Annotated in this window: 18 protein-coding genes and 1 tRNA gene; 10 read left to right on the top strand and 9 right to left on the bottom strand. The window is 65.6% G+C overall.

Going from position 1 to position 18,111, the window contains the following annotated elements:
* Positions 1-77: 77 nt before the first annotated feature.
* Positions 78-1,961 carry a DUF6600 domain-containing protein gene (locus ACIQ67_RS00375; protein ID WP_397532351.1) on the top strand — a complete coding sequence of 628 codons (1,884 nt, stop codon included), beginning with the start codon at positions 78-80 and terminating at the stop codon, positions 1,959-1,961.
* 16 nt (positions 1,962-1,977) lie between these two features.
* Here the strand turns inward: ACIQ67_RS00375 and ACIQ67_RS00370 are convergent, their stop codons facing one another.
* Positions 1,978-2,601: an arylesterase gene (locus tag ACIQ67_RS00370; protein WP_397532350.1), complete on the bottom strand. Its 624-nt coding sequence runs from the start codon at positions 2,599-2,601 to the stop codon at positions 1,978-1,980.
* Between the two features lie 37 nt (positions 2,602-2,638).
* Here ACIQ67_RS00370 and ACIQ67_RS00365 point away from each other — a divergent pair, with 37 nt between their 5' ends.
* Positions 2,639-3,358, top strand: coding sequence for an ABC transporter ATP-binding protein (locus ACIQ67_RS00365; RefSeq protein WP_397532349.1), 720 nt, complete (start codon positions 2,639-2,641; stop codon positions 3,356-3,358).
* On the opposite strand, the gene ACIQ67_RS00360 is transcribed toward ACIQ67_RS00365, so the two are convergent.
* From ACIQ67_RS00360 to ACIQ67_RS00335, 6 genes are all read right to left on the bottom strand, one after another.
* Complete coding sequence (locus ACIQ67_RS00360; RefSeq protein ID WP_397532348.1) at positions 3,314-3,883, bottom strand: DUF2062 domain-containing protein; 570 nt, start codon at positions 3,881-3,883, stop codon at positions 3,314-3,316. The two genes, ACIQ67_RS00365 and ACIQ67_RS00360, sit on opposite strands and share 45 nt — an antisense overlap.
* A gap of 91 nt (positions 3,884-3,974) precedes the next feature.
* Positions 3,975-4,778 carry a peptidylprolyl isomerase gene (locus ACIQ67_RS00355; RefSeq protein ID WP_397532347.1) on the bottom strand — a complete coding sequence of 268 codons (804 nt, stop codon included), beginning with the start codon at positions 4,776-4,778 and terminating at the stop codon, positions 3,975-3,977.
* 56 nt (positions 4,779-4,834) lie between these two features.
* Positions 4,835-5,107 carry a BolA family protein gene (locus ACIQ67_RS00350; RefSeq protein WP_397532346.1) on the bottom strand — a complete coding sequence of 91 codons (273 nt, stop codon included), beginning with the start codon at positions 5,105-5,107 and terminating at the stop codon, positions 4,835-4,837.
* Entirely contained in the window at positions 5,104-5,748 is a 645-nt protein-coding gene (locus tag ACIQ67_RS00345) for a septation protein A (protein WP_397532345.1), read from the bottom strand. The genes ACIQ67_RS00350 and ACIQ67_RS00345 overlap by 4 nt, the downstream gene beginning before the upstream one ends.
* Positions 5,749-5,817: 69 nt before the next feature.
* The gene (msrB, locus tag ACIQ67_RS00340; RefSeq protein ID WP_397532344.1) at positions 5,818-6,237 is read right to left on the bottom strand and encodes a peptide-methionine (R)-S-oxide reductase MsrB; all 420 of its coding nucleotides are present in this window, start codon (positions 6,235-6,237) and stop codon (positions 5,818-5,820) included.
* Entirely contained in the window at positions 6,234-7,730 is a 1,497-nt protein-coding gene (locus tag ACIQ67_RS00335; RefSeq protein WP_397532343.1) for a YdiU family protein, read from the bottom strand. Before ACIQ67_RS00335 ends, msrB begins: the two co-directional genes overlap by 4 nt.
* Before the next feature lie 227 nt (positions 7,731-7,957).
* On the opposite strand from ACIQ67_RS00335, the gene ACIQ67_RS00330 reads away from it, so the two are divergent.
* The 6 genes from ACIQ67_RS00330 (at position 7,958) to ACIQ67_RS00305 (ending at position 14,951) form a co-directional block, all read left to right on the top strand.
* Entirely contained in the window at positions 7,958-9,601 is a 1,644-nt protein-coding gene (locus ACIQ67_RS00330) for a 3-(methylthio)propionyl-CoA ligase (protein ID WP_397532342.1), read from the top strand.
* 99 nt (positions 9,602-9,700) lie between these two features.
* Positions 9,701-10,936, top strand: a complete 1,236-nt coding sequence (locus tag ACIQ67_RS00325; protein ID WP_397532341.1) for a branched-chain amino acid ABC transporter substrate-binding protein — start codon at positions 9,701-9,703, stop codon at positions 10,934-10,936.
* Between the two features lie 228 nt (positions 10,937-11,164).
* Complete coding sequence (locus ACIQ67_RS00320; RefSeq protein WP_397532418.1) at positions 11,165-12,127, top strand: branched-chain amino acid ABC transporter permease; 963 nt, start codon at positions 11,165-11,167, stop codon at positions 12,125-12,127.
* 3 nt (positions 12,128-12,130) lie between these two features.
* On the top strand, positions 12,131-13,438 hold the full coding sequence (locus ACIQ67_RS00315) for a branched-chain amino acid ABC transporter permease (RefSeq protein WP_397532340.1): 1,308 nt from the start codon (positions 12,131-12,133) through the stop codon (positions 13,436-13,438).
* A complete protein-coding gene (locus tag ACIQ67_RS00310) occupies positions 13,438-14,238 on the top strand; it encodes an ABC transporter ATP-binding protein (RefSeq protein ID WP_397532339.1) in 801 nt (266 codons plus the stop codon). Before ACIQ67_RS00315 ends, ACIQ67_RS00310 begins: the two co-directional genes overlap by 1 nt.
* Complete coding sequence (locus tag ACIQ67_RS00305; protein WP_397532338.1) at positions 14,235-14,951, top strand: ABC transporter ATP-binding protein; 717 nt, start codon at positions 14,235-14,237, stop codon at positions 14,949-14,951. Before ACIQ67_RS00310 ends, ACIQ67_RS00305 begins: the two co-directional genes overlap by 4 nt.
* A 57-nt stretch (positions 14,952-15,008) precedes the next feature.
* Here the strand turns inward: ACIQ67_RS00305 and ACIQ67_RS00300 are convergent.
* A tRNA-Ser gene (locus tag ACIQ67_RS00300) sits at positions 15,009-15,098 on the bottom strand.
* Between the two features lie 36 nt (positions 15,099-15,134).
* On the bottom strand, positions 15,135-15,959 hold the full coding sequence (locus ACIQ67_RS00295) for a symmetrical bis(5'-nucleosyl)-tetraphosphatase (protein ID WP_397532337.1): 825 nt from the start codon (positions 15,957-15,959) through the stop codon (positions 15,135-15,137).
* 107 nt (positions 15,960-16,066) lie between these two features.
* Here ACIQ67_RS00295 and ACIQ67_RS00290 point away from each other — a divergent pair, with 107 nt between their 5' ends.
* Together ACIQ67_RS00290 and ACIQ67_RS00285 are read left to right on the top strand one after the other, a co-directional pair.
* The gene (locus ACIQ67_RS00290) at positions 16,067-17,365 is read left to right on the top strand and encodes a hemolysin family protein (protein ID WP_397532336.1); all 1,299 of its coding nucleotides are present in this window, start codon (positions 16,067-16,069) and stop codon (positions 17,363-17,365) included.
* Positions 17,362-18,099 (top strand): SapC family protein, encoded by a 738-nt coding sequence (locus ACIQ67_RS00285; RefSeq protein WP_397532335.1) that lies wholly within the window; start codon positions 17,362-17,364, stop codon positions 18,097-18,099. The genes ACIQ67_RS00290 and ACIQ67_RS00285 overlap by 4 nt, the downstream gene beginning before the upstream one ends.
* Positions 18,100-18,111 lie beyond the last annotated feature (12 nt).

The raw sequence follows: 18,111 nt of genomic DNA, 5'->3' as shown, positions 1-18,111 counted from the left end.
GTCCCGGAAAAGATTTGTAAATGCGGTCGGCGCAGCGCGGCTCGCGCACGTTGTGTGCCTGTGCCGAGGAGAGTCGCATGAAGCGTCGTCGTATTGCCATTCCCGACCCGAGCCGGGTCGTCTGGCTGGGCCTGATCGGTCTGCTGGGTTTGCTGAGCCTGCTGCTGGCCTTGCCGGCGCGGGCCGAGGATCCGCCGGCGCGCGCCGGCCGCGTGTCCGATATCAGCGGCGAAGCCTGGATCTTTGACAGCCAGAGCCGCGACTGGGAGCGCCTGGCGCGCAACCAGACCGTGGCCGAGGGCGACCGCCTGCGCAGCGACGGCAGCAGCCGCATCACCTTGCGTATCGGTTCGACCACGCTGTGGCTGGATGAGCGCAGCGAGCTGGAAGTCGAGCGCATGGACGATGAGCGCGTGCTGTTGCGCGTGGATCGCGGCGGGCTTGCGCTGAAGCTGCGCAGCCGCGAGCAGGCACAGGACTACCGGCTGTTGACGCGCGAGGGCCGGCTGTTCCTGGACGGCGAGGGCATGTTCCGCATCGACCAGCTGGAGCGCGGCTCGCGCGCAATGGCGTGGCAGGGGCGCGCGCGCTTCGAATTCCGTACGGCTGAGGCTGACCCGGTGTGGCTGGCACCTGGCGAGCAGGCCGAGCTGTGGTGGAGCCAGGGCCCGCGCACCGAGCGCCAGTCGGTGGAGCGCGACAGCTTTGCCCGCTGGCTGCAGAACCAGCGTGAGACCGAGGGCGAGATGACAGCGCATCGCTATGTCTCGCCCGAGATGACGGGGGCCGAGGATCTGGACCGCTTTGGGCGCTGGGACCGGCACGACGAGTACGGCGCCCTCTGGTATCCGACCCAAGTGGCGGTGGACTGGGCGCCTTACCAGCATGGCCGCTGGGTCTGGACTGCGCGCTGGGGCTGGACCTGGGTTGATGCGCAGCCCTGGGGTTTTGCGCCTTTTCACTATGGCCGCTGGGTGCGCGTTGGCGGGCGCTGGGGCTGGGCCCCGGGGCGCTATGTGGCGCGCCCGGTCTATTCGCCTGCCCTGGTGGCCTGGAGCAGTGGCCCGCATCTGAGCGTCGGCGTGACGATTGGCGGTTCGCGCCCGCCGCCACCGCGCCCGGGCATGTGGGCGCCGCTGGCGCCCTATCAGGTCTATCAGCCGCATTACCGCCATACCCCCAACTACCGTGAGCGCATCAACCGCGACCATGATCCGGTCTATGTGCCGCGCCCAGGCGATGGCGCGCAGCGGCCGCCGCGGCCGCGCGACGAGCCTGGCCTGGGCTTGTCGGTGCAACCTGGCCGTGGCCAGGGTGGCACGGGGGTGGTGCGCCCCCAGCCGCCCCAAGTGGCGCCCCCACAGGTGCAGCCGCCGCAGGTCCAAGTGCCGAATGTGCAAGTGCCGAACGTGCAGGCGCCACAGGTGCCTGGCGCGCCAGTGCCGGTGCCCGTGCGGCCGGTGCCGCCACGGCCGGCTGATCCGATCGATGCGCCGCGCCCGCAGCGCGGCGAGCCGGGTGTGCCGATGTCCGCCCCAGAGCGTGCCTGGCAGCAGACCGAGCAGCGCAATGAACGCGCCGAACGCATTGAGCGCATTGAACGCATCGAGCGTGGCGCCGATGCTGGCGTGCCGATGTCGGCGATCGAGCGCGCCCAGCAACGCAATGAGCGGGCCGAGCCACCTGAGCGCCGCATCGAGCGCGGCATCGTGCCAGGCTTTCAGCAGCCGCAGATTGCGATGCCACCGCAGCGTCCGGTGGAGCGCGCCATCGAGCGTCCGATGGAGCGGCCGATGGAGCAGCGCCCCGTCGAGCGCGCGATGCCCATGCCGGTCCCGCCGCGCGTGCCTCAGCCGGCACCCGAGCGGGCCCGCCCCGGCGATGAGCGCGGTGAGAAGCGCAGTCGCGGCGAGCCTGCCGAAGGGGTCGTCAGCAAGCGCGAGCGCGAGCAGCAGCGCTAAGCGGCCGGGCCGGCGCTCAGAGCAGGGGTTCGAGCCCGGCCCAGACCTGATCCAGCATCAGCGGATGGGCCTTGGCCAGCGGGTGGATGCGGTCGGGCTGGAACCATGCCTCGGCGTCGGCACGGTCGGCCACCCCTTGCAGCAGAAAGGGCGTGAGAGCCGTCTTCTCCTCTCGGGCCACCTGGCCGAACAGCGCGAAGAAGTCGCGCCCGTAGCTCGGGCCATAGTTGGGCGGCACCTGCATGCCCACCAGCAGCACCTTGGCGCCTGCGGCCTTGCCGGCGCGGACCATGGCGCGCAGGTTGTCGCGTGTCATGTCCAGCGCCAAGCCGCGCAGCGCGTCATTGCCGCCCAGCTCGATGATCAGATGTGTGGGCTTGTGCCGCGCCAGCGCCGCCGGCAGGCGCGAACGCCCGCCCGAGGTGGTGTCGCCGCTGATGCTGGCATTGATGACCTCGGCGGCAATCTTGCGCGCCTTCAGCCGCTGCTCCAGCAGCGCCACCCATCCGCTGCCGCGTGCAATGCCGTACTCGGCCGACAGGCTGTCGCCGATCACCACGATGCGGCGCGGCTTGCCCGTCTGCGCCACGGCAAGACCCGGCACCGCCAGGGATAGCGCCAGCAGGCTACAGTCCCGCATCCAATCACGTCGCTTGCTTTGTCCAAGCCGTCTCTTCATGTCCGCATCCATTGACCAGAAGCCCATTATCGAAGTCGAGCGCGTGACCAAGCAGGTGCAGGACGCGTCGGGGCTGCTGACGATACTGCATGAAGTCTCCTTCACGCTGGCGCCGCGCGAATCGGTGGCGGTTGTGGGGGCTTCGGGCTCGGGCAAGAGCACGCTGCTGGCCATTCTTGCGGGCCTGGACACGCCCAGCAGCGGCAGCGTCAAGCTGGCTGGCCAGGCCTTGTTCGATCTCAATGAGGACCAGCGCGCCGCCTTGCGCGCCCAGCATGTGGGCTTTGTGTTCCAGAGCTTTCAGCTGCTGGCCAATCTGACGGCGCTGGAGAACGTGATGCTGCCGCTGGAGCTGCGCGGCGAGCGTGATGCGCGCGCGCTTGCACAGGCCATGCTGGAGCGGGTGGGCTTGGGCGAGCGCCTGCGCCACTATCCGCGCGTCTTGTCGGGCGGCGAGCAGCAGCGTGTGGCCTTGGCGCGCGCCTTTGTGCAGCGCCCGGCCTTGCTGCTGGCCGATGAGCCGACCGGCAGCCTGGATTTCGCCACCGGTGCCGCGGTGATGGACTTGATGTTCGAGCTCAATCGCGAGGCCGGCACGACCTTGGTGCTGGTAACGCACGACCCGGCCATCGCGCAGCGCTGCCAGCGTCAGCTGCGCATCGAGGCCGGCCGGCTAAGCGAGATCACTGCGCCGGCTGCGCTGGCGCAACCGGCGTAGGCGCTCACCGCGGATCACCGCCCACCAGCCGATATAGACCACCGCATAGGCGGCGGCGCCCAGCACCAGCCCGGCCAGCGGCAGGCCCACCAGCAGCGGATGGCCCAGCGCCTGCACCCAGGCCCATAGCGAAGGCCCCCAGGTGGCTGGCTGGGCCCAGGCGATGTCCAGCATCTCGGGCGTGGCAATCGGGCCCTGATGGCCTGATGCCAGCCGGCCCAGATAGATCGCCAGGCTCCAGATCGGTACCAGCGTGAAGGGGTTAGTCAGCCAGGTGGCTGCCACCGCCGCCGCCACATTGGCGCGGAACACGATGGCAAAGACTGCGGCCACCAGCATCTGGGTCGGCAGCGGAATCACCCCGATGGCCAGGCCGACGGCCACCCCCATGGCGACGCGGCGGCGGTGCGCCACCCACAGCCAGGGGCGCGGCGCCAGATAGCGGCCCAGCCAGCGCAGGCCGGGTGTCTGGGCTAGCGTGTCGGGGTGGGGCAGCAGTCTTCTGGCGAGGCGGGTGGCGGGCACAGGGGAGGGCGCAGAGTCGTTCAGGTGGAAAAAAGCCCGCGCACGCTGACGGGCGTGGCGCGGGCTGCTTGCCGGTTCAGGCGCGTGCGGATCAGCGCGCGAACTTGTAGTCGGTCTTGGCCTTGGTCTTCAGCTCTTGCTGGAAGTCAGCCGTCTTCTGCTGGTTCAGGCGCTGCACGATCTGGGCCTTCACATCGGCGAAAGCGGGGAACTGCGCTTCACGCGTGTCTTCCAGCTTGATGATGTGGAAACCGAACTGCGACTTGACCGGGTCCTGGGTCATCTCGCCCTTTTTCAGCGCGACCATGGCCTTGCTGAACTCGGGCACGTAGCTGTTGGCATTGGCGAAGTCCAGATCGCCGCCATTGGCTGCCGAGCCGGGGTCCTTGGAGTTCTTGGAGGCCAGATCCTCGAACTTGGCGCCACCGTTAAGCTGCTTGATCAGCGCCTTGGCGTCTTCTTCCTTCTCCACCAGGATGTGGCGGGCACGGTATTCGGTGCCGCTGTTCTGGGCCTTGAACTTGTCGTACTCGGCTTGCGCTTCAGCGTCGGTCACCGGGTTCTTCTTGGCAAAGTCTGCGAACAGCTCCCGGATCATGATGGACTGGCGGGCCAGTTCCATCTGTGCCCGGAAGTCGGCGCTGGCCGGGATGCCGCGCTTCTCGGCTTCCTGCATGAAGATCTCGCGCAGCACGACCTCGTCGCGCACCTGGGCTTCGAGTTCTGGCGTCCTCTGCTGCTGACCGGCCTTGGTGACCTGGTTGATCAGCAGATCGGCGCGTGCCTTGGGCACGGCCTTGCCATTGACGATGGCGATGTTCTGTGCGCTGGCCGTCACGGGCACAAGCGTTGCGGTCAGGGCCGCGATGGCCGCGGCGAGCACGAGCTTCTTCATGGATATGTACGCAATGAATGAAAAAAAGCGCCGGTAGGCGCGGTTTGCGGAGTGCTTTAGCCTTCGTCCGGCGCGCGGGCATCAATCGCCAGCGCGTGGATGCCATGCTGCATCAACTCTGCGAGGGAATCATATACGAGGCGGTGTCTCGCCACGCGGCCAAGGCCTGCAAAGCGGGGGCTGACGATGCGGAGCTGGTAATGCCCGCCCTCGCGAGCCCCGGCGTGTCCGGCATGGCTGGCGCTGTCGTCGTGCAGCTCGAGCACGCTGGGCTCCAGCGCAGCGCGCAGGCGCTGCTCCATCTCTTGCAATGAGGCGCGCGGCGTCATGGTTGTTTGTCCTTGTTGTTCGGGTCCTCGTCGCTGAGGAAGCGGCTCATGTAGAGGCCCTGGCCCAGCGTGAACAGCAGCATCAGGCCGGTGGCGCCGAAGACCTTGAAGTTGGCCCAGGTGGAGGTGGAGAAGTTGTAGGCCACGTAGAGGTTAAGCACGCCCATCGCGGCAAAGAACAGCACCCAGGCCAGGTTCAGGCGGCGCCAGACGAAATCCGGTAGCTGCAGGTCCTTGCCCAGCATGGACTTCAGCAGGTTCTTGCCGAACAGCAGCGGGCTCACGAAGAACACCAGCGCCATGGCCCAGTACAGGCCGCTGGGCTTCCACTTGATGAAGGTCTCGTTCTGGAACCACACGGTGGCGGCCCCCAGCACCACGACCAGCGCCAGGCTGATCCACAGCGTCAGGTCGATCTTCTGGCTGCGCAGCTTCAGCACCAGGGCCTGGATCAAGGTGGCAGCCATCACCACCAGCGTGGCCAGCAGCACTGGGGCGACAGTGGCGTTGACATGCCCGCTGGCGACCAGGAAACCGAAGTGCTGGGTGGCGAACTGGGCGGCGGCTTCCTGGCGGGACTCGGCGAACTTGAAGGTGCCGAAGAACAGGATCAGCGGCAGGAAGTCCAGGAAAATTTTCATGGGATGGCTGGGGTGTGGCGCTGCGCCGCGCCACGCAAACCCGAGCAGGTTCAGGCGGGGAAAGGGGGCTCAGTCAGGCGCGAAGTCTATCGCGGCCGAGTTGATGCAAAAACGCTCGCCAGTTGGCTCCGGCCCATCGGGGAAGACATGGCCCAGGTGCGAGCCGCAGTTGTTGCAGCGCACTTCGACGCGCACCATGCCATGGCTTTCGTCCACCACGCGCTCGACGACTTCGGCGTTCACAGGTGCCCAGTAGCTGGGCCAGCCGCAGCCGGCGTCGAACTTGGTCTGTGCTTCAAACAGCGCTGCGCCGCAGCCCACGCAGTTGTAGTGCCCTTGGTCCCAGTGGTCCCAGTACTTGCCGGTGAAGGCGCGTTCGGTGGCAGCGTGGCGCGCCACCTGGTATTGCATCGGGTCGAGCTGGGCGCGCCATTCGGCGTCGCTCTTCTGGACGGGATAGTCGCGGTCGTCAGGGGTGGAGTCGCTCATGATGAACAGGACACTTCCAGATGTTGGGCCCAGTCGGGCGGAAAGCCGGCGTCCGAGGCCAGAGCCGGTTCGTCGAAGGGACGCTGCAGCACGGCCAGCAGGCGCTGCACTTCGCTGAAGTCGCCAGCCTGGGCTTGGCGTATAGCCCCCTCGGCCAGATGATTGCGCAACACCACGGCCGGGTTACTGGTCAGCATCGCCGCCTCGCGCTCTTGCGCCGGCAGCGGCTCGGCTGCGAGCCGGGCCTGGTAACGCTCGAACCAGGCGTCGAAGGCCGGTCGGTCGAGGAACAGGTCGCGCAGCGCGACAGCGTCCGAGGCATGGCGGGCCAGGCGCCGGTTGGCGATGGTGTAGTCCACCCGATGCGCGGCCAGTAGGCGCAGCCAGTCGTCGACCAGGGCACGGTCTTCGTCCTGGACGAGGCTGAACCCGAGCTTGGCCCGCATGCGCGCCAGCAGCGCCTCAGGGAAGACCTGCCGATAGGCCTGCAGCGCGCCGAGCAGCTGCGCGCCGGCGGCTTCGCGTTCACCTGGGATTAGCGGGAGCAGGGCCTGGGCCAGCGCATGCAGGTTCCAGAAGGCCACATTGGGCTGGCGCGCATAGGCGTAGCGGCCCTGGCGGTCGGTGTGGTTGCAGATGTGGCCGGGGTCGAAACCGTCCAGGAAGCCGAAAGGCCCGTAGTCCAGCGTCAGCCCCAGCATGGACATGTTGTCGGTGTTCATCACGCCGTGGCAGAAGCCCACCGCCTGCCACTGCGCCATCAGCTCGGCGGTTTGACGGCCTACGCGCTCAAGTAGCGCGACTACCGGCTGCGGCGCATCCAGGCACTCGGGCGCGTGCGTCTGCATGAAGAAGTCGGCCAACTCGCGCAGCGCCTGGTGCTGGTCGCTGTGCGCGAAGTGCTCGAAGTGGCCGAAGCGAATGAAGCTGGGCGCCGTGCGTGCGACCACAGCCGCGCTTTCAATCGTCTCGCGGCGCACTGGCAGCGCCGAGCCGGTGATCGCCAGCGCGCGCGTGGTCGGGATGCCCAGCGAGGCCATCGCTTCTGAGCACAGGAATTCGCGGATCGAGGAGCGTAGCACCGCGCGGCCATCCCCCATGCGGGAGTAGGGCGTCAGTCCGGCACCTTTGAGTTGCAGCTCGAAGCTGCGCCCGTCCGCCGTCTGCAACTCACCGAGAAGGTGTGCGCGGCCGTCGCCCAGCTGGCCGGCCCAGGCGCCGAACTGGTGGCCACTGTAGACGGTGGCGACAGGGCGCATGCCGGGCCACAAGGCGTTGCCAGCCAGCACGGCCAGCGCGCCGTCCTGCTGCCACCAGTCGGAGGGCCAGCCCAGCAGCTGTGCACAGTCAGCGCTGTGTGCCACCCAATGCGGATCGGGCAGGCCGATGGGCGGCAGTTCGGTGTGGAAGGTCGAACCCAGCGCGGCAAAGCGGTTGAGCCACGCGACGTCAGGTCGGGGTGCCTGCTTCAGCAGGGGCAGGGGCGCGTTCATCGGCGGCAGTGTAGTCAGGGCCCGCTGGCCGGCTTGGTGTTGGGGTTTCTCCGGGCATCCGCCGTGGCTGTAGCGCTCGGCTGCGATCCAGTGCGTTAGGGGCAAGTGAATACCCCTAGGGCCCGTGTCGCGCTTGTGTAACTCGGGTGACTCTGGCGGGACGGATCCGAGGATTAAACTGGTTTGCAACAAGTCCTTCGCTGGACATACAAACCAGGAGACAGCTGATGGCGCTGATGGGTCAGATGATGGCCATGCCCTTGTTGATTTCGTCGCTGATCCAGCATGCGGCGCGTCATTCAGGCGAGACCGAAATCGTCAGCAAGCGGGTCGAGGGCGATCTGCACCGCTACACCTGGCGCGACGCCGAACTGCGCTCGCGCAAAGTCGCTCAGGCCTTGGCCCGACTGGGCTTGCAGGCTGGTGAGCGCGTCGCAACGCTGGCCTGGAATGGCTACCGCCACCTGGAAATCTATTACGGCGCCTCCGGCTCGCAGCTGGTCTGCCACACCATCAACCCGCGTCTGTTCCCTGAGCAGGTGGTATGGATTGCCAATGACGCGCAGGACAAGGTGCTGTGCTTCGACGCGAGCTTCCTGCCGCTGGTCGAGAAGCTGGTCAGCCACATGCCGGGCATCAAGCACTATGTCTTGATGACCGACCGGGCGCACATGCCGGCGCAGACCTCCATCCCCGGCCTGCTGTGCTACGAAGAGCTGGTCGAAGCCGAGGATGGCCAGTACGCTTGGCCGAGCTTCGACGAAAACACCGCATCGAGCATCTGCTACACCTCGGGCACCACAGGGCACCCCAAGGGCGCTGTCTACAGCCACCGCTCCAGCGTGCTGCATGCCTATGCCTCGGCGCTGCCTGATGCGATGGACTGCTCCAGCAAGGACGTGGTACTGCCGGTGGTGCCGATGTTCCACGTCAATGCCTGGGGCCTGCCCTACAGCGCGGCCATCGTAGGCTGCAAGCTGGTGTTTCCCGGCCCGCATCTGGATGGCAAGTCGCTGTACGAGCTGTTCGAGAACGAAGGCGTCACCTTCAGCGCTGGTGTGCCGACGGTGTGGCTGGGCCTGCTGAACTATGTGGGCCAGAACAAGCTGAAGTTCTCGACCTTCAGGCGCACGGTGATCGGCGGCTCGGCCTGCCCGCCGGCGATGCTGCGCACGCTGATGGACGACTACGGCGTCGAAGTCATTCACGCCTGGGGCATGACCGAACTCTCGCCGCTGGGCACGCTGTCCAAGCTGACGGCTAAGCAACTGGAGTTGCCGGTCGAGGAACAGCGCCGCATCCTTGAGAAACAGGGCAAGGTGATCTACGGCATCGACATGGCCGTGATCGACGACGAAGGCAAGCCGCTGCCCTGGGATGGCGCCAGCGCCGGCAATCTCGTGGTGCGCGGATCCTGGGTGATCGACAGCTATTTCCAGCAGCCGGCTTCGCCGCTGGTGGAGGTGGCCGGCATGGGCACCTGGTTCCCGACCGGGGACGTGGCCACCATTGACGCCGATGGCTTCATGCAGATCACCGACCGAAGCAAGGACGTAATCAAGTCCGGCGGCGAGTGGATCAGCTCCATCGATCTCGAGAACATCGCGATGGCGCATCCAGCGGTGCATGAGGCCGCCGCCATTGCCTGCGCTCATCCCAAGTGGGACGAGCGGCCGCTGCTGGTGGTCGTGCGCAAGCCCGGTGTCGAGCTGACACGCGACGAGATGCTGGCGTTCTACGAGGGCCGCATCGCCAAGTGGCAAATACCGGACGACGTGGTCTTCGTTGACGAAATCCCCCACACTGCGACCGGGAAGATACAAAAGCTCAAGCTGCGCGAGCAGTTCAAGAGCCACCGACTGCCCGGTTGAGACCGGAGCTGCCGGCGCCCACCCAGCGCCGGCCGACTCCAGTCCGCCGGTTTCTTTGACCCGCTTACTACACGCCTTACACAACCCAAGGAGACAACGATGTACAGCAAGCGCCACACCCTGATCGCCATCGCCGCAGCCCTCACCCTGGGCACCGGTGCCGCCTATGCCCAGAAGGGCGAGACGGTCAAGATCGCCTGGATCGACCCGCTGTCCGGCCTGATGGCGCCGGTCGGCCAGAACCAGGTCAAAAGCTTCCAGTTCTTCGCCGAGAAGTTCAATGCATCCAACCCGGCGGGCGTGAAGTTCGAGATCATTCCGATCGACAACAAGCTCAGCCCGGCCGAGTCGCTCAACGCACTGAAGTCGGCCATTGACCAGGGCGTGCGCTACGTCACCCAGGGCAATGGCTCCGGTGCGGCGATGGCCATCATCGACGCGGTCAACAAGCACAACGAGCGCAATCCCGGCAAGGAAGTGGTCTACCTGAACCACTCGGCCGTGGACCCCGATCTGACCAACAGCAAGTGCAGCTACTGGCACTTCCGCTTTGATGCCGACACCTCGATGAAGATGGAGGCGATGACCACCTTCATGAAGGACCAGCCGGACATCAAGAAGGTCTTCCTGCTGAACCAGAACTACGCGCACGGCCATCAGGTGGCGAAGTACGCCAAGGAAAACCTGACGCGCAAGCGCCCGGACATCCAGATCGTCGGCGAAGACCTGCACCCGCTGGCCCAGGTGCGTGACTTCGCGCCCTATATCGCCAAGATCAAGGCCAGCGGCGCCGACACCGTGATCACCGGCAACTGGGGCTCTGACCTGGCGCTGCTGATCAAGTCGGCCAACGAGGCTGGCCTGAATGCCAAGTTCTTCACCTACTACGCCGGCGTCACGGGCACCCCGACCGCCTTGGGCACCGGCTCTGCCGGCCGCGTCTACCAGATCTCGTACAACCACTACAACATGGGTGGTCAGATGCAGAAATGGCAGAACGAGTTCCAGCAGAAGTTCGATGCCGACTTCTACACCGGCAGCGTGATCCACATCTACACCACGCTGTCCGAGGCGATGGCCAAGGCCAAGAGCACTGATCCGGTGAAGGTGGCGGCGGCGCTGGAAGGTCTGAAGACCAAGAGCTTCAACGGTGAAGTCGAGATGCGCAAGACCGACCACCAACTGCAGCAGACGCTGTATCTGTCGGTGTGGCAGAAGACCGATGCGAAGAACAGCTACAGCGCTGAGAAGACCGGCATGACCTTCGTGCCTGTGCGGACCTTCGAGCCGTATGTGTCGAGCACGCCGACCTCCTGCCAAATGAAGCGCCCCTGATTTTTCGGGTGTCTGCCTACTGCGCGGGCCGATTCTGAGCTTGCGGTGCTCACCGTACCTGTGTACGGCTGCGCGCCGCAAGCCCAACCCGCTCACGACGGCAGCCCTCCCGAAAAATCCGCGCAGTTCTTCCTCCGCGCCGCGTCCTGCTGCGCCTGAACCCCAATCGCCGTGGACCAACTCCTGATCAACCTTCTGAACGGCCTGTCCTCCGGACTGCTGCTGTTCATGCTCAGCTCGGGCCTGACGCTGATCTTCAGCATGATGGGTGTGCTGAACTTCGCCCACGCCAGCTTCTACATGCTGGGTGCCTACTTCGCCTTCACGCTGGTGAAGTTCATCGGCTTCTGGCCCGCCTTGATCGTGGCGCCGGTGCTGGTGGGGCTGCTGGGTGCATTGTTCGAGCGCGGCGCCTTGCGCAAGGTGCACAAGTTCGGCCATGTGCCTGAGCTGCTGATCACCTTCGGCCTGTCCTATGTGATCCTGGAGCTGGTGCAGCTGATCTGGGGCCGCACGGCGCTTGCTTTCCCTCCGCCACCCAGCCTGCAGGGCCCGGCGTTCACCATCATCCAGCACCCGCTGCAGGGGCTGTCGCTGCTGCTGGGTGAAGCGCCTGCCGGCCTGTGCACGGCGGGTGTGATCTGTTCCAAGTTTCCGATGACGCGCGCGTTCATGATGGGCGTGGCGCTGCTGATGCTGCTGGCGTTGTGGCTGCTGCTGACGCGCACCCGCATCGGCCTGGTGATCCAGGCGGCGTTGACGCATCCGGAGATGGTCGAGTCGCTGGGCCACAACGTGCCGCGCGTGTTCATGCTGGTGTTCGGCAGTGGCTGCGCACTCGCCGCGCTGGCCGGCGTGATCGGCGGCATCACCTTCGTAACCGAGCCCTCGATGGCGGTGATCGTCGGCTCCATCATCTTCGTGGTGGTGGTGGTCGGCGGTGTCGGCTCGCTGGCGGGAGCCTTCGTCGGCTCCATCCTGATCGGCCTGCTGCAGACCCTGCCTCTGACCGTGGACGGCTCTCTGGCCACGCTGTTCAACAGCTGGGGCGCACAGATCGGCCCCGAGACCATCGGTTACCCCTTCCTGAAGCTCACGCTCGCCCAGGTGGCGCCAATCTTGCCTTATCTGCTGATGGTTCTGATCCTGATCTTCCGGCCCAAGGGCCTGCTCGGCACGCGCGAGGAATAAGCCATGTCTCTCACTCGCGCGACACACGCTCACTATCACTTCAAACCCTACAACGTCGGCCGCTGGCTGATCTGGGGCCTGTATGCGGCGGCCCTGATCGTGGCGCCGCTCCTGTGGACCAGCAGCCTCTCGCACACGATGCTCAGCCAAATCGGCATCGGCATCATTGCCTGCCTGGCCTACAACGTGCTGCTGGGGCAGGGCGGCATGCTCAGCTTCGGCCATGCGGTCTACAGTGGCCTGGGGTCCTTCCTTGCCATCCACACGCTGAACCAGGTGTCGAACGGTGCGCTGGCCGTGCCGGTGAGCCTGATCCCGCTGGTGGGCGGCCTGGCAGGCCTGGCATTTGCCCTGCTGTTCGGCTGGGTCTCGACGAAGAAGTCGGGCACGCCCTTCGCGATGATCACGCTGGGCCTGGGCGAGCTGATCTGGTCGATGTCCTTGATGCTGCCCGAGTTCTTCGGCGGCGAGGGCGGCATCTCGGGCAACCGGGTGGTTGGCCAGCCGGTGATGGGCATCACCTTCGGCCCGCAGATCCAGGTCTACTACCTGATCGCGCTCTACTGCTTCATCAGCACCGCGCTGCTGTTTGCGCTGACGCGTACGCCGCTGGGCCGCATGCTTAATGCGGTGCGCGACAACCCCGAACGCGTCGAGTTCGTCGGCTACAACACGCAGTGGGTGCGCTTCCTGGCCTTCATGATCTCGGGCTTCTTCGCCGGTGTGGCGGGCGGCCTGGGGGCGCTGAACTTCGAGATCGTCACCGCCGAGGTGGTGGGCGCTCTGCGCTCGGGGGGCTATCTGCTGTTCACCTTCCTGGGCGGCGCCACCTTCTTCTTCGGGCCCATCATCGGCGCGGTGCTGATGGTGCTGGCCGGCGTTCTGCTGTCCGAGCTGACGCAGGCCTGGCTGCTCTATCTGGGGCTGATCTTCCTGTTCATGGTGATGTATGCGCCGGGCGGTATCGCCAGCCTGATCATGATGAATCTGCGCGTGGCTGCCTATGGCAAGCTGGGCCGGCTGTGGACCTCCTATCTGGCGCTGGCCGGCACGGCGCTGGCGATGCTGATGGGTGCTGCGGCCATGATCGAGATGCTCTACCACCACCAGCTCAACGAAGCCCTGGGTCCGGTGCTGCGCTTTGCCGGCGTGACGCTGAACAGTGCAGGCGTCGATGCCTGGCTGGGTTCCACGATGCTGTTGCTGCTGGGTCTGGGCTTGTTTGAATTGGCCCGTCGCCAGTTCAAGCGCGAGTGGGACCAGATCCAGGAAGAGATCGAGAAAGAAATCAAACGCAGGGAGGCGCTGTGATGAGCGGCAGTTCCGAATTTGCGCTCGAACTGCTGGGTGTGCACAAGCGCTTCGGCAAGAGCGAGATCATCCGTGGCGCGCAGCTGCAGGTTCGGCCCGGCGAGCGCGTGGCCATCATCGGCCCGAACGGCGCGGGCAAGAGCACTTTGTTCAATTTGATCAGCGGCCGCTTTGCACCCAGCAGCGGCGAAATCAAGCTGAATGGTGAGCGCATCGACGGGCTCAAGCCCTACGAGATCAATCGCCGCGGGCTGTCGCGCAGCTTCCAGGTCTCCAATCTGTTCACGCGCTTGTCGGTGTTCGAGAACATCCGTTGTGCGGTGCTGTGGAGCATGGGCTATCGCTACGCCTTCTGGAAGTTCCTGGCTGATCTGGACGACGCCAATGACCGCGCCGAAGAGGTGCTGGAGATGATCAAGCTCGACAAGCGGCGCGATGTGCTGGCCACCAACCTGACTTACGCCGAGGCGCGGGCGCTGGAGATCGGCATCACCATCGCCGGTGGCTCCAACGTGATCCTGCTGGACGAACCGACCGCCGGCATGAGCAAGAGTGAAACCAAGCGCTTCATCCAGCTGATCCGCGAGGTCACGCAGGGCAAGACGCTGTTGACGGTGGAGCATGACATGGGCGTGGTGTTCGGCCTGGCCGACAAGATTGCGGTGCTGGTCTATGGCGAAGTGATCGCCTACGACACGCCGGATGCGGTGCGCGCCAATGCGCGTGTGCAGGAGGCTTACCTCGGCTCGGTGTTGGCCGAAGCGCAGGCGGCCGGCGCGGCCGGAGGGGTGGCGGCATGAGCGCGGGCAAGGGACGACTTCTGAAGCTGGACAACGTCCACGCCTTCTACGGCAAGAGCCATGTGCTGCATGGCGTCAGCATGGAGGTGCGGCCGGGCGAAATCGTCAGCCTCTTGGGCCGCAACGGCTCGGGCCGCTCGACGACGGTCAAGACCATCATGGGTAATGTCGACGGCAGCGGCTCGATCAAGTTTGGCGAGCGCGAGATGCTGGGCCGCAAGGCCTACGAGATTGCCCACGAAGGCATCGGTTATGTGCCGGAAAACCGCGACATCTTCCCCAAGTTGACCGTGCACCAGAACCTGCTGCTGGGTCAGAAGAGCGGCGCCAAGAACGCGCGCTGGGGCTTCGACGACATGTACCAGCTGTTCCCGCGTCTGAAGGAGCGCCAGCACACCGAGGCCGGCGTGTTGTCGGGCGGCGAGCAGCAGATGCTGACGCTGTGCCGCACGCTGATGGGCGACCCCGATCTGATCATGATCGACGAGCCCACCGAAGGCCTGGCGCCCAAGATTGTCGAGCAGGTGGCCGAGTATCTGAAGGAGCTGAAGCGCCGCGGCATCGCGGTGCTGCTGGTAGAGCAGAAGCTGGCGATCGCGATGGAGATCTCCGAGCGCTGCTATGTAATGGGCCATGGCCGCATCGTCTTCGAAGGCTCGCCCGACGATCTGCGGGGCAACAGCTATATCCGCAAGGAGTGGCTGGAGGTGTGAGTGGCGCCGGCCTGGGTTGCGGCGACCGCTCGGCGCGCCGTGCTCGGTGCGCAGAAATGGCGGAAGCGGTGAGATTCGAACTCACGGAGGGCGCAAACCCTCGCCGGTTTTCAAGACCGGTGCCTTAAACCGCTCGGCCACGCTTCCTCTTGAAGGGGGCTATTCTAGCCTGTGGCGCGAGGCTCAGGCACCAGGTGCTTGCGCTTGTGCGCACTGCACCTGGATCAGTTCGCGGCGCTGGCCATCGACGCGCATGGCGCTGAGTTGTCCGCCCCAGATGCAGCCGGTGTCCAAGGCCAGCAGGTCAGGGCGGTTGATCAGGCCCAGCGTGGACCAGTGGCCGAAGGCGATCGGGGTGCTGGCGCTGCGCCGACCGGGCACCTCGAACCAGGGCAAGAAGCCCGCTGGCGCGCCGGCTGCGCCGTCCTTGGTGTGGAAGTCCATCTGGCCCTGCGCATCGCAAAAGCGCAAGCGCGTCAGCACATTGATGATGAAGCGCAACCGGGGCGCGCCCTGCAGATCGTCCCGCCACTGCGCCGGCTCGTTGCCATACATCTGCGGCAGGAACTCGCCCAGCGCCGGGCTGCGCAACAGCGCTTCCACTTCGGCCGCCAGGCTCAAGGTCTGGGCCAAATCCCATTGCGGCACTACGCCGGCATGCACCATCAGCCAGCCATGGGCGTGGACGGCCAGGCGTTGCTGGCGCAGCCAGGCCAGCAGGGCTTCGCGATCGGGTGCTTCGAGGATATCGTGCAAGGTGTCGCTGCGGTGCGGCTTCCTGGTCTTGGCGGCGACCGCGAGCAGATGCAGGTCGTGGTTGCCCAGCAGGCAGGTGGCGGCGCCCTCCATGCCCTGCAGGCGGCGCAGCGTGGCTAGCGAAGCCGGGCCGCGATTGACCAGGTCGCCCAGCAGGTAGAGCTGGTCGCGCGAGGGGGAAAAGTCGATTTCGGCCAGCAGCCGTTCCAGCGCGTCGCAGCAGCCCTGGACGTCGCCAATCAGGTAGTTCATACCGGGATTGTGCGGTGCGGCCGGGTCATTCCCATCTGCTACCCTTGCGGCCTTCGCGAATAACGTGCGCGCCCGCCGGCTAGAAGCTCGGCGCTGGCGTGCTCTCAATGGACACGGCGCTAGTACTCTTTCTGATCCTGCTCAACGGCATTTTTGCCATGTCCGAGATGGCGCTGACGGCCAGCCGCAAGGCGCGCTTGCAGGTCATGCTGGAGGCTCAGGAATCCGGCGCGCAGGCGGCCATGGATCTGCACGAGAACCCGACCAAGTTCCTCTCGGTGGTGCAGATCGGCATCACGTCGATTGGCGTCCTTAACGGTATCGTCGGTGAGGCGGCCTTCTCCGGCCCGCTGGCGCAATGGCTGTTGAGCCTGGGCCTGACGGAATCTGTGGCGCAGGTGTCGGCCACTGGCTTGGTTGTGGTGCTGCTGACCATCGCCACCATCATCTTTGGCGAACTGGTGCCCAAGCGCCTGGGGCAGATCTACCCTGAGACGGTGGCACGCCTGGTCGCGCCGCCGATGGAAGTCCTGTCGATGGTGGCGCGGCCACTGGTCAAGCTGCTGACCTTCGCCACCGAGGCCACGCTGGGACTGATGGGGCAGCGCGGCAAGGTGCAGCGCGGCGTGACGGAAGAAGAGATCGCCGCCAGCCTGGAAGAGGGCCTGGATGCGGGTGTGATCGAGGAGCAGGAGCACCAGATGGTGCGCAATGTGTTCCGGCTCGATGAGCGCCAGGTCGGCTCGATGATGATCCCGCGCGCGGAAATCGCCTGGTTGGACATCGAAGACGAAGCCTCGGCCGTGCTGGAGATGCTGCGTGCGCATGGCTACAGCCGCTATCCGGTCTGTCGCGGCGGTCTCACTGAAGTGGTCGGCGTCGTCTCTGCGCAGACCCTGTTGCAGCGCGCGCTGTCGGGCCAGGCCCTGAGCCTGGGTGAAGACCTGGAAGCGCCGATTTTCGTGCCCGAAACGCTCTCGGGCATGGAGTTGCTGGATCACTTCCGCGCGTCAGATGCGCAGCTGGTCTTTGTCGTTGACGAGTATGGCGAAGTGCAGGGCGTGATCTCCGTGCGTGATGTGCTCGAAGCCATCGCCGGCGAGTTCTCTGCGCCCAGTGATGGCGACGCCTGGGCCGTGCAGCGCGAGGATGGCAGCTGGCTCATGGATGGCTTGATTCCGGTACCGGAGTTCAAGGACCGCCTGGAATTGAAGGAGCTGCCCGAGGAAGATCGCGGGCGCTACAACACCCTGGCCGGCATGATCATGCTGCTGCTGGGTCGACTGCCGCGCACGACGGACGCGGTGGAATGGGATGCTTGGCGTTTCGAGGTTGTTGACCTGGATGGCAAGCGTGTGGACAAGGTGCTGGTCACGAGACTGGCTGTCGAAGGAGAGAAAGAATGAGCAATCCCCCGCTGTACGGCAATCTGGTGCCGCTGGACCGAGAACAGCACAAGCACCTGCGCTTGAAGACAGAGCTGTCGACCCTGGAACGGGTCGAGAACTTGAACTCGCTGTTCCTGACGGCGGTTGAGTTCGCCGACGCCTGCAAGGAGTTTCCGCTGGTGTTTGTGCGTGTCGGCGATGAGCCGGCCGACGGTACGCCGCAGGCGATCGCGCCGCTGGCTGTTCTGGGCCTGAAGCCTGGCAGCAACCTGTTCGTCAAGGACGGCCAGTGGACCGGCAACTACATGCCTGCGTATCTGCGTCGTTTTCCCTTCGCGATGGCACGCATCAGCGAGAACGAGATTGCAGTCTGCTTCGATGCTGACTGGCGTGGCTTCTCGACCAGCGAGGGCACACCGCTGTTCGAGGCCGACGGCCAGCCCAGCGAGTTCATCATGAACGCCAAGACCTTCCTGGAAAACTTTGAGCGCGAGGCCGAGCGCACCCGTTCGGTCTGCGAGCAGTTGGCGGCGCTGGATCTGCTGCAGGACATGCGCTTCGAAGCCACCTTGCCGGATGGCGAGAAGATCGATGTGGATGGCTTCCTGGCCGTCAACGAACAGAAGCTCGCCGAGCTGCCCGATGATCAGGTGGTGCAGCTGCATCGCAGCGGCCTCTTGGCCTTGCTGGAAATGCACCGCGTCTCGATGGGCAATATGGGGCGTTTGGCGCAACTGCACCGCGCCGCCTGAGCGCGCATGCGA

It is taken from the genome of Roseateles sp., from assembly GCF_044373315.1.
Classification (GTDB): domain Bacteria; phylum Pseudomonadota; class Gammaproteobacteria; order Burkholderiales; family Burkholderiaceae_C; genus JACDQM01.
Note: the sequence above shows the minus strand (reverse complement) of the source record. Positions and strands in the feature narration are given on the sequence as shown.

Bases quoted from the DNA above. Each gene is read 5' to 3' on its own strand.
- ACIQ67_RS00375 (WP_397532351.1), top strand. From the start codon at position 78: ATGAAGCGTCGTCGTATTGCCATTCCCGACCCGAGCCGGGTCGTCTGG.
- ACIQ67_RS00370 (WP_397532350.1), bottom strand. From the start codon at position 2,601: ATGCGGGACTGTAGCCTGCTGGCGCTATCCCTGGCGGTGCCGGGTCTT.
- ACIQ67_RS00365 (WP_397532349.1), top strand. From the start codon at position 2,639: ATGTCCGCATCCATTGACCAGAAGCCCATTATCGAAGTCGAGCGCGTG.
- ACIQ67_RS00355 (WP_397532347.1), bottom strand. From the start codon at position 4,778: ATGAAGAAGCTCGTGCTCGCCGCGGCCATCGCGGCCCTGACCGCAACG.
- ACIQ67_RS00350 (WP_397532346.1), bottom strand. From the start codon at position 5,107: ATGACGCCGCGCGCCTCATTGCAAGAGATGGAGCAGCGCCTGCGCGCT.
- ACIQ67_RS00345 (WP_397532345.1), bottom strand. From the start codon at position 5,748: ATGAAAATTTTCCTGGACTTCCTGCCGCTGATCCTGTTCTTCGGCACC.
- msrB (WP_397532344.1), bottom strand. From the start codon at position 6,237: ATGAGCGACTCCACCCCTGACGACCGCGACTATCCCGTCCAGAAGAGC.
- ACIQ67_RS00335 (WP_397532343.1), bottom strand. From the start codon at position 7,730: ATGAACGCGCCCCTGCCCCTGCTGAAGCAGGCACCCCGACCTGACGTC.
- ACIQ67_RS00330 (WP_397532342.1), top strand. From the start codon at position 7,958: ATGGCGCTGATGGGTCAGATGATGGCCATGCCCTTGTTGATTTCGTCG.
- ACIQ67_RS00325 (WP_397532341.1), top strand. From the start codon at position 9,701: ATGTACAGCAAGCGCCACACCCTGATCGCCATCGCCGCAGCCCTCACC.
- ACIQ67_RS00320 (WP_397532418.1), top strand. From the start codon at position 11,165: ATGCTCAGCTCGGGCCTGACGCTGATCTTCAGCATGATGGGTGTGCTG.
- ACIQ67_RS00315 (WP_397532340.1), top strand. From the start codon at position 12,131: ATGTCTCTCACTCGCGCGACACACGCTCACTATCACTTCAAACCCTAC.
- ACIQ67_RS00310 (WP_397532339.1), top strand. From the start codon at position 13,438: ATGAGCGGCAGTTCCGAATTTGCGCTCGAACTGCTGGGTGTGCACAAG.
- ACIQ67_RS00305 (WP_397532338.1), top strand. From the start codon at position 14,235: ATGAGCGCGGGCAAGGGACGACTTCTGAAGCTGGACAACGTCCACGCC.
- ACIQ67_RS00295 (WP_397532337.1), bottom strand. From the start codon at position 15,959: ATGAACTACCTGATTGGCGACGTCCAGGGCTGCTGCGACGCGCTGGAA.
- ACIQ67_RS00290 (WP_397532336.1), top strand. From the start codon at position 16,067: ATGGACACGGCGCTAGTACTCTTTCTGATCCTGCTCAACGGCATTTTT.
- ACIQ67_RS00285 (WP_397532335.1), top strand. From the start codon at position 17,362: ATGAGCAATCCCCCGCTGTACGGCAATCTGGTGCCGCTGGACCGAGAA.